Source organism: Kocuria sp. CPCC 205297, assembly GCF_040981035.1.
GTDB classification, from domain to species: domain Bacteria; phylum Actinomycetota; class Actinomycetes; order Actinomycetales; family Micrococcaceae; genus Kocuria; species Kocuria marina.
On record NZ_JAVKPY010000010.1, the window covers coordinates 63,732 to 77,199 of the forward strand.

Here is a 13,468-nt window from a genome sequence, read left to right on the forward strand (position 1 = left end):
GGTGCGCGACGCCGCGTGGACGCTCCGGCGCCTCGACCCGTCGCAGGACCCGGGGGATGCCCTCGCTCGTGGGATTCCCGCGCGGGTCCCGGGGACGGTGTCCGGTGCCCTGCGGGACGCCCTCGGGGAGGACCGCGTGGCCACCGTGCTGGCCACTGACGGTCCCGACACCGTGTGGGAGTACCGCACCCGGTTCACCACCGCCGGTGGTCGGCACCGGTTCATGTCCACGGGCGTGGCCACCGTGGCGCAGCTGCTGGTCGCGGACCGGGTCGTGCACGAGTCCCACAGTGCCTTCGCACCGTGGGACGTGATCGTGGAGCTGCCGTCCGGGCCGTGTGAGATCGCCCTGCGGGTCCTGCCCACGGCGTCCGTGAGCGTGCCGCGCAAGCCGCGCGCCCGCTGGTTGTCGCCGCTCGTGTCCGACCGCTCCCTGCGGTGGCGCCGCACCCCGCTGATCGGCTCGATCGACTGGCCCGGTGCGCTGCCCGTGCTGGGTCCGTGGGGCGGCCTGCGCGCTGTCCCACTTCCTTCTTCCGCCGACGACGACACTCCCCACCCCTCGCTCGGACTCGTACCGCGCGCGGTGCGCACGCGGGTCGGGGAGGACGGTAGCGGCGTCGTGACCGTGGAACTCGGCCCGACCGCGGGTACGACCCCGGATCTTTACGCGGACACGGCCGGGAGCGCGGGCGCGGCCACGGAGCTGGCGGGCGTCGGATGCTCAGCGGACCCGGATGTTCCGGTGGCCCGCGGCGCTGCGGTGGAACATGCGCGTGAAACCGTACACATCACCGTGGAGCCTCCCTATGAGGTGGACGCGCAGCCGGTGACCGCCGAGCGCGTCGTGACCGCGTCCGATGCCACATCGCGCGAAACGTTCAGTGTGGACGTGACCGTGCCCGACCCCGCGCTGTGGTGGCCGCATGGGATGGGCGAGCAACTGCTGTACCGGGTGCGGGTGCGCACCGGGCAGGGGGAATGCACGTACGCCGTGGGGTTCCGGTCGGTGTGTGCCGAACCGCGGGACCGGGACCATCGCGGTTTGGCCCTGCGGATCAATGACGTCCCCGTGTTCGCGAGGGGTGCCGTGTGGGCCGGTGCGGACCCCTTCGAGGTGGCCGCGGACCCGCAGCGCACCCGCGACGTGCTGGAACGCCTGCACGCGGGCGGCAGCACCATGATCCGCGTCCCGGGAACGGCGTGCTACGAGACCGAGGACTTCCACCGCGCCTGCGACGAGCTGGGTCTCATGGTCTGGCAAGACGTGGCCCTGGGGCCTCAGGACCCGCCGGACGATCCCGAGTGGCGCGCCGGGCTGCGCCACGAGGTCCGATACCTCGCCTCACGGTTGGCCTCTCATCCGTCCACGGTCGTGATCTCCGGGGGCACCGAGGTCATCCAGGCCCCCGTGCTCGCGGGCCGGCCCGCCGAGCAGTGGCGCACGGACGTGGTCCTGCGGGACGTTCCCCGCGCGGTCGGGGAGGCCGATGCGGACGTGGTGGTCGTCCCGTCCTCTCCGTGCTCGGACGCGGACCTGGACGCCGCACAGCACGCGTACGAGACGGGCGAGGCCTCGGGGGAGCGGGCGGCGTCGTCATCGGTGCCGACCGTCGCTCCCACGGACGCGGCCGACGGCGTGTCCCACTACTTCGGGGTGGGGGCCTACGGGCGACCGCTCGAGGACGCGGTGGTCCGCGGGGTGCGGTTCGCGGCGGAGGCGTTGGCCTTCGCGGTGCCGCCGGAACCCGCCGCGGTGCGGGAGCAATTCGGGACGGACGGTCCGCAGGACGATGGGGATTCCGCGGACGCGTGGCGCGCCGGTGTCGCCCACGACCCGGGGGCGGAATGGACCTTCGAGGACACCACCGCGATCTATGTCCACCGACTGTTCCTGGACCGGGACAGCGATCCGGACGCCGGTCTGGCGACCCCGGGGCAGCCCGCGTCCGACGGCGCAGGGGCGGGTCACGTCGAGCGCCTCGAGTACGAGCGCGCCGCGCTCGCCCACGTGTTCCAGCGGACTTTCGCCCAGTGGCGCAGCGAGGAGTCGCCGTGCCGGGGAGCGCTCGTGCTCTCGGCGCTGTCCATGGCCGCGGGGCCCGGGTGGGGTGTCCTGGATGCTTCCGGGCGGCCCACCGCCGCGTGGTACGGGATGCGCCGGGCGTGCGCGCCCGTGGCCGTGTCCTTCCTCCCCGCCGGCGGCGACGGACTACCCGTCCATGTCTGGAACGACGGCCCGACTCCGCTCACGGCCACGCTGCGACTGACCGTGGCCACGGTGCACGGCGGCTGCCAGCAACCCCTCGACATCCCGGTCACGGTGCCCGCGCGCGGCGAGACCGTGATCCGCGCGGACCTCGCGGACGGTACGTTCCGGGACCTTGACCACGCGTACGGTTTCGGCGAGCGGGAGTACGACGCCGTGTCCGCCCAGCTCGTGAACCCCTCCGGTCGCGTGCTCGCCCGGGACGTCCACCTGACCGGGGGACCGCGACGCAACGATGCACCCGATCCGGGACTCGACGCTCACTGGGTCAGGACGGAACAGGGGGAGTGGTCGGTGGCCGTGACGGCGTTCGGACTTGCGCGATTCGTGGCGCTGGACCTGCCCCGCGGGGCCGTGGCCGAGGACGGCTACGTCCATGTGCTCCCGGGTGAGACGGTGCACGTTCCGGTCAGCGGAGCCCTCACCGACGAGGGTCGTGCGGCCACGCGGGTGCGGGCGCTGGGCGTCCCATCGGTTCCGGTGGGCGCCGAGTCCGAGTAGCCGACGATCCATCAACGGGCCAGGTGAAGCGTCACCTCATGACGGCCCCATGAGCCGTATCGACGAGAGAGCCCCGCACGTGCTGGCAACGCCACCCGTGCGGGGCTCCTGAGTCATTTGCCGGCGGCTGTCATCGGCCCGCTGTCCCGTACACGCCGCGGTTCACACCTCGGGCACGTACGCCAGGACGTAATCCACCATCCGGCGGCACGATTCCGTGGCGAACAGCGAGTGGTCCAACGGGTCCAGGACGGTGAGCGTGCTGCGCGGGCCCAGGCGCTGAGGTGTGACCCCGCAGTGCTTGGCATCGGCGGGTCCGAAGACCGCGTCCACCGTGAGTCCGGGGATCTTGGCGAGCCGACGCAGCGTGGGTTGCGGGACGTCGATGACCCCCACCCCGGCCGCGAGCGCATTGACCCGAGGTGACGCGTTGCGGGCGCGGTGACGGGTGCCGCGTACCACGGTGCGCGCCGTCGTCCCCACGTAGGCGTTGAGCCCGGCCAGGACGGCATCCCAGCGGGAGCCGGCGGGTGCGTCGTCGGCGGCGGGAGTGGACGACCGCGCTGCCGCCGCCTCGTCCTGCCCGGGCAGGGTTGGGGCCAGGGGGCCGCCGCGCAGGCCCTGGCGCCAGTAGCGCCACGGTGCCCGCTGCCACGCAACGTTGTTGATGACCATGAGCGTGAGTCGTTCGCTCACGGTTGCGGGCAGTCCGTGGGCCGAGGCCACCAGGCCCCACGCGCCCAGACAGATGCCCGCCCCCAGGAGCGGACCGTCCGTGAGTTCGCTCAGGTGCATCACGAGTTCCCGGGACTCGGTGAGGGTGTGGTGAGCGTACGGGTTGGAGTCCTGCGTGATGTCCGAGCGCACGAGCTCACCGGTGTCGGAGCGTTCGGCGAGCAAGCACACGGCGCCGCGCGCGGACGCGAGCAGCGCGGTGCGCAGCCACAGACCGCCGGAGGCCTCCATGACCTCCGAACCCGGGGAGATGAACGCCAGCCCGGGGGCGTCGTGGTCGCGGGTCACCGGCTCGGTGATGATGGCCGGGCGTCGGGCGGCCCCGCTGGTCGAGCGCCGCAGCACCACGGGTGTCCCGGCCACGTCCACGGTGATCTCCTGCTCGGGGACCAGGCCGTCCCCGTCAGGACGAGCGGTGTCATCCGGCGTCGTCCCGGCCGGGGCGGCGTCCAGCGCGGCACGCACGGTGGCGATCAGACGGGCGGGGACGGCGGCCGCGCGGGGGTGCACGTTGATTGGGAGTGCGCCTGCTTCTTCGTCGGACAGGATGCGGATCCGACGATCGGGACCGTCCGCGGGCTCGGGAAGCGCCTTGAGCGCGGCCGCGCCGTGCGAGGACAGCTGCAGGTTCATCAGTTCCGTGCCCTCGCTCACGCGGGGCGGTAGGTCGGGTCCGCCCATGCGGCGCAGCGCGCTCTGGTGGCGCACCCACTGCTTACCGGACACGGGGGCCAGCACCAGCCGGGAGGCCCAGCCATGATCCTCGGTGGCGGCGAGCACGGTGCCGCCCAGGCTGAAGCCCACCCCGTGGACGGGACCGTGGGAGCTCGCCCAATCGCGGACGGTGGTCAGGTCGTCGACCCACAGTCCGGCGTCCACGGCTTCCTCGGCGGTGGGGCTCTGACCGGTCCCGGACCAGTCGAGGCGCACCACACGCCACCCGTGAGCGGCCAGCGCCCGGGCCGTGTGGATCATGCTGCGGGTCAGGGTCACGCGGTCGCGTCCCGGGGACCCCACGATGATGACGGTCCCGCCGCGCTCGGTGGCCGTGGGTTCGTGCACGTCCACCGCGATCCACCGGTTCCCGGCAGGCACCCACCCGTGGCGTACGGAGTCCTCCTCGCGAACGCGTGAGCGGTGGCCGGGCCTGGAACGGCGCAGCTGCGAGTACGTGAGCATGAATGATCCCCCAAGTAATACGTGTCTCCGCCGCGGGCGTCCGGTTCTTCCCCAAGAACCTCGACGCGCTTGCCCCCTGACGAACTTTTGCCCAGACTAACCATTTTCCCCGGGACGGGCGGAGTGAACTGTGCAAAAGCATACGCCTTTGGCACGTGATTCCGGGGTTCCCGAGGGGAAATGCCTGCCCTCCCTTTAGGGGGTACTTAGGGCAGTTACCGGGTTTTCGCGGGGTCCCGCAGGTCGATCCCGAAGACCCGCTTCACCGCGGTGGTCACGTGGCGGCCATAGCGCTGCGAGGACGGTGTCGAGGAGAACGGCAGGAACCTACCGGGGACGTCCGGGTGGGTGATCTTCCCGTGGGTGGGCCCGGACGTGGTGACCTCGAAGCCCGCCCCGCGCAACCGTTCGAGCAGTTCCCTGCGGTTGGTGGGATAGCGGGTGCCGCTGCCCCCGGGTTTCGCGCCGGTGTGCTCGAGGGAGTCGGGGGTGTCCGCCCAGGTCTCGTCCGGGCGCCGGGCGATCGCCCACCCGCTGCGGTAGATCCCCACCACGCGGTGCTCCGCCCGGGTCACCTGCACGCACAGCCGGCCGCGCACGTAGTAGTCGGTGCGCCCGAGGTCCGCGGTCCAGGTGTCCTCGGGGTCCGCCACGACGGCTTGCAGCGCGCTCTCGCTCACGTCCCACACGCCCTGTACGACGACGCCGTCCGCGGGCACCTCGAGCGCCGGGGCCCCCGACAGATCGGAGTCCACGGTGTAGAACGCACGCTCGGGGGCAGTGGTGTCGGGGGTGATGCCCGCGCGCAACAGGCGAACGAACTCTGCGAGCTGCGGGTCCACCGTGAGCTCGCGTGGTGCTTCGGACGCGATGGGCGTGGTGGGTTCCCCGGCGGGGACCGTGCGCGGCCCGGGGCCCGGTTTGGGTGCCCCGCCCGCGGCAGGAACAGCACGGGTGCCGTCCGCGCCGGGAACTGTTCGGGGCCCGGGACCTGACCGAGGCGTCCCGTCCGGCGCTGCTCCGGCCCGAGGTTCGGAGTCATCGCCGGCGGCGTCCGCGTCCCCTTGCCGCTCGGAAGGGCGCCACGAGGTGTAGTCCACCGGGCGGACGCCCAGTGCGGGGTCCTTGCGGCCGCGCATCGCGGCGGGGGAGGGGTGTGGGGTGCTCATGGCAGGTCCTCGGACGGAAGGGGCGGTGTCCGTGCCACGCTGTCACGATACCGCCGGGATTACCAGCGGGCGGGCGGCCCGAGTGGGGAAGGGGCGCGTGCGGCGTCGTCGTAGAATCGAGCGGGTGGAATGCGGATATTACGATCGGGACCTGTGCCGATCCTGCACGGTGATCGAGGTACCCTACGCGCGGCAGCTCGCTCGCAAACAACAGCTCGTGCGCGACCTCGTGGACTCACACGGTGAGCCGCGGTGGCTCGAGCCGGTCGCGTCCGTGGAGGCGGGGTTCCGCAACAAGGCCAAGATGGTCGTGGCCGGGAAGGTCGGCGCACCGACCCTAGGCATCCTGGACCGCGGGGGCCGTGGGATCGACCTGCGCGACTGCCCGCTCTACCCCGAACCCGTGACGCGCGCGATCCACGCGCTCGCCGAGTTCATCGCGAGGGTGCGGCTGTTGCCGTACGACGTGGCCAAACGGCGCGGCGAGCTCAAACACCTGATTGTCACGGGGAACCCGGACGGGCGGCTCATGATCCGGTTCGTGCTGCGCAGCACCGGGCAGCTGGCCAAGATCCGGGACAACACGGATCTGCTGCGCGAGCTCGTGCCGCACGCGGACGTGCTCTCCGTGAACATCCAGCCCGAGCACAAGGCCGTGATCGAGGGCGCCGAGGAGATCCTGCTCTCGCGGCAGGGCGAGCTGATCATGCCGGTCAACGGCATCGACCTGCGAGTCCGGCCGCGCTCGTTCTTCCAGACGAACACACGGGTCACGGAGCAGCTGTACCGCCAGGTCGCGGACTGGGTGGACGCCGTGGACCCGGCGAGCGTGTGGGACCTGTACTGCGGGGTCGGGGGTTTCGCGCTGCATGTCGCCGCTCCCACGCGCGAGGTCGTGGGCACCGAGATCTCCGCCGAGGCCGTGGCCTCCGCCCGGGACACCGCCCGCGCCATGGAGCTACCGGATGAGGGTCCGGGCTCCGTGCGTTTCCTCGCCGACGACGCCGCCGCGACCCCCGCGGATCTGCCCGGCACTCCGGAGCTCGCGATCGTCAACCCGCCCCGCCGCGGGCTGGAAGCGTCCCTGTGTGCGTGGCTCGAGAACTCATCGGTGGGTCACGTCGTGTACTCGTCGTGCAACGCCACGACGCTCGCGCGGGACCTGGGCCGGATGCCGTCCTTGCGGCCCGTGGAAGCACGACTGCTGGACATGTTTCCCCACACCGGACACTACGAGGTCGCGGTCCTGCTGCGCAGGGGGTGAAGGGCGGGACTACCGGTTCGGTGCCGGCGACCCGGCGAGGCTGACGACGGCGCCGGGCCCAGCGCCGTCGTCCCGGGTCGCGGACGGGCACGCGCATCGAAGAAGCGTCCCGGGGTGCCCTGTCGAGCACCCTGGGACGCTTCGGATGCTCACCGCGAAGGCGCGGACTACGAGTTCGCCGCCGCCATGGCCCGCAGCTTGGTCACCGCCTCGTTCACCATATCCGGCACGGACTGATCGATATCGAGCTTGTAGCCGCCCTCCTCCTGCGCGAGCGGCTCGAGGGTGTCCAGCTGGGACTGCAACAGCGTGGCCGGCATGAAGTGCCCGCTGCGGCCCTCGATCCGCCGGGTCAGCACCGCCACGGACCCGTCCAGGTGCAGGAACAACGCCGACGGCGCTTGCGAGCGGATCCGTTCCCGGTACTTACGCTTGAGCGCGGAGCACGCGATCACCATGCCCTCGTGCTGTTCACCCCGCTCGTGCAGTGCGCGGCCCACGATCTCGAGCCAGGGCCAGCGGTCGTCGTCGTCGAGCGGCGTGCCCGAGGCCATTTTCTGGACGTTCTCGATGGGGTGCAGGCTGTCCCCGTCGATGAAGTCCACACCCAGCTCGTGGGCCACGAGCGTGCCGATCGTGGTCTTGCCCGACCCCGAGACGCCCATGACCACCACGAGCGGTGCGATGTCCGTGCTCACCCCGCTCACCGGTCGTGCACCGTGCCGTCGGTGAGGCGGTTGTAGGGCAGGTGCGCGGTGGTGTACTCGTACTTCTCCGCCTCATCCTCGTCGATCTCCACGCCCAGGCCCGGGGTGTCGGAGGGGTGCAGCAGACCGTTCTCGAACGTCATGTGCTGACGGAAGACCTGGTTGGTCTTCTCCGAGTGAGGCATGTACTCCTGCAGGCCGAAGTTGTGGATGGCCATGCCCACGTGCAGCTGCGCCGCGAAGCCCACGGGGGAGACGTCCGTGGAGCCGTGGAAGCCGGACTTGACCTGGTACATCGCGGCGTAGTCCATGACCTTCTTCAGCGGGGAGATCCCGCCGAAGCGCGTGGACGCGCAGCGCACGTAGTCGATCAGCTGTTCGGAGATCAGGTCCTTGATGTCCCAGATCGTGTTGAAGACCTTGCCGATGGCGAGCGGCTGCGTGGTGTGCTGACGCACCAGCCGCAGGGCCTCCTGGTTCTCCGCCGGGGTGCAGTCCTCGAGCCAGAACAGGTCGTAGGGCTCGAGCGACTTGCCGAGCTTGGCGGCCTGGATGGGAGTCATGCGGTGGTGGCCGTCGTGCAACAGGGGCAGCTCCGGGCCGAACTCGTTGCGCACGGCCTCGAAGACGGACGGAATGTGGCGCAGGTACGGGCGGGTGTCCCAGTTTTCCTCCGCGGGCAGCGCGGCACGCTGTGCCGGCTGGTAGTCGGAGCGCTCGCCGGAGGCCTGCGGCTGGGCGGCCACGCCGTACAGCGCGGTGATCCCCGGGACCGAGGACTGCACGCGGATCGCGGTGTAGCCGTGCTCCTGCTCGGAGCGGATCGAGTCGAAGATCTCCTCGGTGTCCCGCCCGGAGGCGTGGCCGTACGTGGACAGCCCGCGGCGGGAGGCGCCACCGAGCAGCTGGTACACCGGCATGCCGGCCACCTTGCCCTTGATGTCCCACAGGGCCATGTCCACCGCGGCGATCGCGGCCATGGTCACGGGGCCGCGGCGCCAGTAGCCGGAGCGGTACAGGAACTGCCACGTGTCCTCGATGTTTGCCGGGTCGCGGTCGATCAGCAGGGGTGCCACGTGGTCGGACAGGTACGTGGCCACCGCCAGTTCGCGGCCGTTGAGGGTCGCGTCACCGATCCCGGTGACACCCTCGTCGGTCGTGAGCTTGAGCGTCACGAAGTTGCGTGAGGGACTGGTGACGATGACCTTGGCTTCGGTGATCTTCATGGTGTTTCCTCTCTGGAACGGTGGGCCCGCTCGATTATGGCGGATCAGCGTGTGGACGGGCCGGACCCGTCGCCGCGCTCGGACGGCACGGACGGGCCCTGGGTGGTCATGGGGTGGGAATCCCGGGCCGTGGGGCCGGGGCGGTCGTGCGGGTCCCCGCGGGAGCCGGGACCTCACCGGGGTGCAGCTGCTCGTGGCGCAGCGAACGGTTGGCCTCGATGGACTTGATGATGTCCTTGAACTTTGCCTCCGTGAGCGGGTAGCCGGCCATGATGAGCATGACGATCAGGAAGATCACCGCGGGGATCAACCCGCCCGCGACCGCCATGCCGTTCACGGTGTCCGGGCTCTGCTGCGGGGCGTGCTGGTCGAACGCCACGACCACGAGCGGCAGGGCGCGCTCGGCGAGGGAGAGTTCCTCGTGGAGCAGTCCACGAGTCTGCATTAGCTGGGCATCAATCCGGTGACCGTTCTGCTGCGCAGCGCCATGTACGTCTCACCCATCGAGCTCGCGGTGTGGTGGGTCGCGTTCTCCCTGGTCGTGGTGCCCAGGGAACATCGCTCCGGGTGGCGGCGCGTGTTCGCCGGCTTCGTGATCGGGCACGTGGGTGCCACCGTGTCCACCGCGGCACTGCAGATGTGGGAGGCCCAGGCCTTCCCGAATCCCGACCTGATCCCGGAACGGATCGACGTGGGCGCGAGCTACGGGTTCTTCGCGTTCGCCGCGCTGGCCACCTATCACGGTTCCGCGCGCCGCAGGCTCCTGTGGGCCGCCGGGCTCGTGGCCGCGGCGGCCGGGGGGAATGGTCCTGGATTCCGGATGGACGGCCATCGGGCACGCGATCGCGGTGCTGCTGGGTTTCGCGTGCTACCGACTCGTGAATCCCGACGCCGCCGTGCACCACGAGGCGCGCGTCCGGGCCCGGCGGCTGTACGAGATGGAGCACTGATCCGGCACGGGCCTCGGTCCCGTGGGTTCGGATCGGCAGAGTTCCACCGCGCTACGGATTGCGGCGGCGCAGCAGAGTTCGACGACGCTGCGGAGCCACTCGTCCCGGTTGCCCGCGTGACGTGCGACACTTAGTATGCAGCTTGTATCTATGCAACCCGCGGACTGATCGCCGCGGGTTGCCGCTCGCCCCACACCCCGGGGCACGCGGCCGTGCCAGCGGGTACGGAACCGGCCGGAGCGACGTCGAACAGGGAGCACCATGGCGTACAACGCGGCCGAGCGCGCGTACGGGCACGTCAAGGCCAGGATCCTCACGGGGGAGCTGGACGGGCACATGTTGTCCGAGGGCGTCTTCGCCACGGAGCTGGGGGTCTCCCGGACTCCGGTCCGTGAGGCGTTCCTGCGGCTCCAGGTGGAGGGGCTCATGCGGCTCTACCCCAAGCGTGGTGCGCTCGTGGTGCCGGTGGGCCCGCACGAGTCCCGCGAGGTGCTCGCTGCGCGGCGGGTCGTGGAATGCGCGAGCGTGAAGGAGGCGATCGGGGATCCCGATCTGCCCGACACCCTCGCCGACCTCCTGGAACAGCAGCGAAAGGCTGCGGGCACGCCGCGATTCGGTGAGCTGGATGCCGCGTTCCACACCGCTCTCGTGGAGGCCGCGGGCAACAGTCTGTTGAGCGGTTTCTACCAGGGGTTGCGGGACCGGCAGATCCGGTTGATCGCCACCGCGGTGCGCACGGCCCAGGAGCGGTCTGACGAGATCCTGGCGCAGCACGCGGAGATCGTGGCGGGCGTTCGGGAAAAAGATACGGAACGGGTGGAAGCCCTGTTGGCGGAGCATTTGCAGCGCGTGTACGAAGGGATCGTGTCATGAGTGTGAAACCCTGGATGAGGGTCAGTTCGGCGCTGTTGGCGGTGGCGTGGGGTGGTAACGAGTTCACCCCGTTGCTCGTCATGTACCGCACGGTGGAGGGGTACGAACAGGTGGCCGTGGACATGCTCCTGGCCGCGTACGTCCTGGGGATCGTGCCGGCCCTGTTGATCGGCGGGCCGTTGTCCGATCGGCACGGGCGGCGGGCACTGATGATCCCCGCGCCCATCCTCGCGATGGTGGGCAGCATCCTGTTGGCCATGGGGGCCGGGAGTCTGGTGCTGCTTTTCGTGGGCCGGGTCTTCTCCGGGCTGGCCCTGGGACTGGGCATGGCCGTGGGGACCTCGTGGATCAAGGAGCTCTCCGACCGGCCGTACGAGGAGCACCCGGAGCGGGTCTCGGGCGCTCGCAGGGCGTCCCTGTCGCTCACGGCCGGTTTCGCCCTGGGTGCCGTGATCGCAGCGACGCTCGCCCAGTTCGCCCCGCTGCAAACCGTGTTGCCGTACGTGATCAACCTCTTGATCTGTCTGCCCGCGGTCCTGCTGGTCGTGGGAGCACCCGAGACCCGCCACGCAAGCGCACCGCACGGCTCCCTCCTGTCCGATCTGAAGATCCCGGCCACGCGTCAGCACCGGTTCTGGTTCGTGGTGGCGCCGTCCGCGCCCTGGGTGTTCGGATGTGCGGCGTCCTCGTACGCGATCCTCCCGGCGCTCATGGCGGACGTCGTGGGCCCGGACTACGGCATCGCGTTCTCGGGGCTCATGTGCCTGGTGGGCCTGGGCTGCGGGTTCTTCATCCAGCCCCTGGGCCGTCATCTGGACCGGGACGGTTCCATCCGTTCGCTCGCCGTGGGCATGGTCGCGGTGATCCTGGGCATGCTCACCGCGGTGGCCGCCGCCTCGACCCTGAACATCCTGGTGGTCCTCGCGGCTTCCGGGGTCCTGGGTTGCGGCTACGGGCTCGTGCTGGTCTCTGGGTTGCAGGAGGTCCAACGCATCGCCCGCCCGGACGACCTCGCGGGACTCACCGCGGTCTTCTACTCCCTGACCTACATGGGCTTCTTCGTGCCCATGGTCCTCGCACTGATCGCCCGGTTCACGTCCTACCCGTGGCTGTTCGCCTCCGGTGCCGTGATCGCGGCCCTGTGCCTGGGCGTCATGGCCTACGGGCGGCGGCACGAGGTGCGCGACCTGGACGCGCTCGAGGCGGCGGCCGCGCGGTAGCAGGGGCAGCGGCGTCGTCGTCCCGTGACGAATGCGCCCGTACGGCGGGTGATGCCGGGTCGTCGCGGGGCGGCCGTGCTCAGCCGAGGACCAGGGTCGCCGCGCCGCGCAGCAGGACGACGACGCCGCCCGCGGCCGCGAGCGCCATGGCCAGTTTCTGCGCGGTCGCCTTGGTGAGGTGGCGGGACAGCCAGGTCCCCACCGCGATCCCGGCCAGGACCGTGAGCACGAGCGCGCCCACGGCCGCGAGCGCGGGGACGGGCAGGGCGAAGTGCACCCCGGCCGCGAGTTTGGAGACCACCGACAAGGCCCCCATGGACATGAATACGGGCTGCATCGTGGCCGCGAACCGGTGTTGGTCCCAGCGGGTCACGCGCGAGTAGATCACCATGGCGGGGGCCGCCACACCCGCGGTGGAGTTGAAGAATCCCCCGATCACCCCGGTCGGGACCATGGCCTTGCGGCGGGAGAGCTCGGGGGTCGCGGGGGAGAAGCGCGTGACCGCGAGGCCCGCGAGCACCACCGCACCCACGGCCACCTGCAACCACGCGCTCGGCACCCAGCGCACCACGAGCGCTCCGGCCACGATCCCGGGCACGGCGGACGCGACCAGCACCGCCGCGTGCCGCCATTCCACGAATCGGCGCACGGACAGGGTGATCAGGAAACCGGAGCACGTGGTGGCCGCGTTCGTCGCGAGGACTCCCGGGCCGGGACCCATGATCAGGGACAGCACCGGTGCCACCACGAGGCCCACCCCGGTGCCGGACACCCGTTGCAGGACGGTACCCACGAGCACGGCGAGCAGGGCGGCGATGAGGATCAACATGGGCGGCTTCCGGTGAGCGGGGTCAGTGGTTCGAGGGTATCCGTGTGTGCGCCGCCGGGTGGCACCGCGTGGGATCCGTGGCGCATGTCATGGGTGCTGCACCCGGGACATGGGTCGCGACCTGGGGATGACGGTAGGAGGATAGGGGCATGAACTTCCTCCGCGGCATCGTCCGGGCCCAAGGCCAGATCTTCCTGCAGGCCGGATGGGGCCCCGCGGTGTTCGCGCTCGCCGCCATGACGGTGGCGTCCGCGTGGTTCGCGCTCGCCGCGCTCGCGGGGGCGGCGGTCCAGGCAGGGTGTGCGCTGGCGCTCGCCGGGTGGGACGACGCGCGGGGCCTGCACCGTCTCCGGGAGGGCGGGACCCGGGCCCGGAGTGGCATCCCGGGACACGATCCCGAGAGCTCACGGGTCGGTGCGAGGGCCCTGGCCCGGAGCCGAGCCGGGGTGATCCCCGCAGAGGTAGACCAGGGATTGCACGGGTTCAACGGTGCCCTGACGGGGTGTGCCGCGGTGCTCGCGTGCGGGCCCGGGATCCCCGCGGCGT

General features: G+C 71.1%; 11 protein-coding genes and 1 pseudogene. 6 read left to right on the forward strand and 6 right to left on the reverse strand.

What is annotated here, in order from left to right:
* The first annotated feature begins 1 nt into the window (after nucleotide 1).
* Nucleotides 2–2,770 (forward strand): glycoside hydrolase family 2 protein, encoded by a 2,769-nt coding sequence (locus tag RF650_RS10560; RefSeq protein WP_368814881.1) that lies wholly within the window; start codon nucleotides 2–4, stop codon nucleotides 2,768–2,770.
* Nucleotides 2,771–2,932: 162 nt separating this feature from the next.
* Here the strand turns inward: RF650_RS10560 and RF650_RS10565 are convergent, their stop codons facing one another.
* Together RF650_RS10565 and RF650_RS10570 are read right to left on the reverse strand one after the other, a co-directional pair.
* Nucleotides 2,933–4,684 carry an alpha/beta hydrolase gene (locus RF650_RS10565; protein ID WP_368814882.1) on the reverse strand — a complete coding sequence of 584 codons (1,752 nt, stop codon included), beginning with the start codon at nucleotides 4,682–4,684 and terminating at the stop codon, nucleotides 2,933–2,935.
* A gap of 215 nt (nucleotides 4,685–4,899) precedes the next feature.
* On the reverse strand, nucleotides 4,900–5,853 hold the full coding sequence (locus tag RF650_RS10570; RefSeq protein WP_242670499.1) for a hypothetical protein: 954 nt from the start codon (nucleotides 5,851–5,853) through the stop codon (nucleotides 4,900–4,902).
* A 124-nt stretch (nucleotides 5,854–5,977) separates the two neighbouring features.
* On the opposite strand from RF650_RS10570, the gene rlmC reads away from it, so the two are divergent.
* Nucleotides 5,978–7,117, forward strand: coding sequence for a 23S rRNA (uracil(747)-C(5))-methyltransferase RlmC (rlmC, locus tag RF650_RS10575; RefSeq protein WP_318541124.1), 1,140 nt, complete (start codon nucleotides 5,978–5,980; stop codon nucleotides 7,115–7,117).
* A gap of 167 nt (nucleotides 7,118–7,284) precedes the next feature.
* Here the strand turns inward: rlmC and RF650_RS10580 are convergent, their stop codons facing one another.
* From RF650_RS10580 to RF650_RS10590, 3 genes are all read right to left on the reverse strand, one after another.
* A complete protein-coding gene (locus tag RF650_RS10580; protein WP_368814883.1) occupies nucleotides 7,285–7,815 on the reverse strand; it encodes a gluconokinase in 531 nt (176 codons plus the stop codon).
* A gap of 5 nt (nucleotides 7,816–7,820) precedes the next feature.
* Entirely contained in the window at nucleotides 7,821–9,050 is a 1,230-nt protein-coding gene (gene manD / locus RF650_RS10585; RefSeq protein ID WP_098053633.1) for a D-mannonate dehydratase ManD, read from the reverse strand.
* Between the two features lie 106 nt (nucleotides 9,051–9,156).
* Entirely contained in the window at nucleotides 9,157–9,495 is a 339-nt protein-coding gene (locus tag RF650_RS10590; protein WP_368814884.1) for a hypothetical protein, read from the reverse strand.
* Between the two features lie 18 nt (nucleotides 9,496–9,513).
* On the opposite strand from RF650_RS10590, the gene RF650_RS10595 reads away from it, so the two are divergent.
* The 3 genes from RF650_RS10595 (at nucleotide 9,514) to RF650_RS10605 (ending at nucleotide 12,093) form a co-directional block, all read left to right on the forward strand.
* Nucleotides 9,514–10,134 carry a rhomboid-like protein gene (locus tag RF650_RS10595; protein ID WP_368814885.1) on the forward strand — a complete coding sequence of 207 codons (621 nt, stop codon included), beginning with the start codon at nucleotides 9,514–9,516 and terminating at the stop codon, nucleotides 10,132–10,134.
* Nucleotides 10,135–10,261: 127 nt separating this feature from the next.
* Entirely contained in the window at nucleotides 10,262–10,873 is a 612-nt protein-coding gene (locus RF650_RS10600; RefSeq protein WP_368814886.1) for a GntR family transcriptional regulator, read from the forward strand.
* Nucleotides 10,870–12,093, forward strand: a complete 1,224-nt coding sequence (locus RF650_RS10605) for an MFS transporter (RefSeq protein ID WP_368814887.1) — start codon at nucleotides 10,870–10,872, stop codon at nucleotides 12,091–12,093. Before RF650_RS10600 ends, RF650_RS10605 begins: the two co-directional genes overlap by 4 nt.
* Nucleotides 12,094–12,172: 79 nt before the next feature.
* On the opposite strand, the gene RF650_RS10610 is transcribed toward RF650_RS10605, so the two are convergent.
* Nucleotides 12,173–12,922 carry a sulfite exporter TauE/SafE family protein gene (locus tag RF650_RS10610; protein ID WP_064845599.1) on the reverse strand — a complete coding sequence of 250 codons (750 nt, stop codon included), beginning with the start codon at nucleotides 12,920–12,922 and terminating at the stop codon, nucleotides 12,173–12,175.
* A gap of 149 nt (nucleotides 12,923–13,071) precedes the next feature.
* On the opposite strand from RF650_RS10610, the pseudogene RF650_RS10615 reads away from it, so the two are divergent.
* Nucleotides 13,072–13,449 (forward strand): annotated as a pseudogene (locus RF650_RS10615) (urea transporter); the annotation flags it as partial.
* Nucleotides 13,450–13,468: the final 19 nt, after the last annotated feature.

Excerpts from the sequence above, each read along its gene's own strand:
- RF650_RS10565 (WP_368814882.1), bottom strand. The coding sequence starts at position 4,684 with ATGCTCACGTACTCGCAGCTGCGCCGTTCCAGGCCCGGCCACCGCTCA.
- RF650_RS10570 (WP_242670499.1), bottom strand. The coding sequence starts at position 5,853 with ATGAGCACCCCACACCCCTCCCCCGCCGCGATGCGCGGCCGCAAGGAC.
- manD (WP_098053633.1), bottom strand. The coding sequence starts at position 9,050 with ATGAAGATCACCGAAGCCAAGGTCATCGTCACCAGTCCCTCACGCAAC.
- RF650_RS10590 (WP_368814884.1), bottom strand. The coding sequence starts at position 9,495 with ATGCAGACTCGTGGACTGCTCCACGAGGAACTCTCCCTCGCCGAGCGC.
- RF650_RS10600 (WP_368814886.1), top strand. The coding sequence starts at position 10,262 with ATGGCGTACAACGCGGCCGAGCGCGCGTACGGGCACGTCAAGGCCAGG.
- RF650_RS10605 (WP_368814887.1), top strand. The coding sequence starts at position 10,870 with ATGAGTGTGAAACCCTGGATGAGGGTCAGTTCGGCGCTGTTGGCGGTG.
- RF650_RS10610 (WP_064845599.1), bottom strand. The coding sequence starts at position 12,922 with ATGTTGATCCTCATCGCCGCCCTGCTCGCCGTGCTCGTGGGTACCGTC.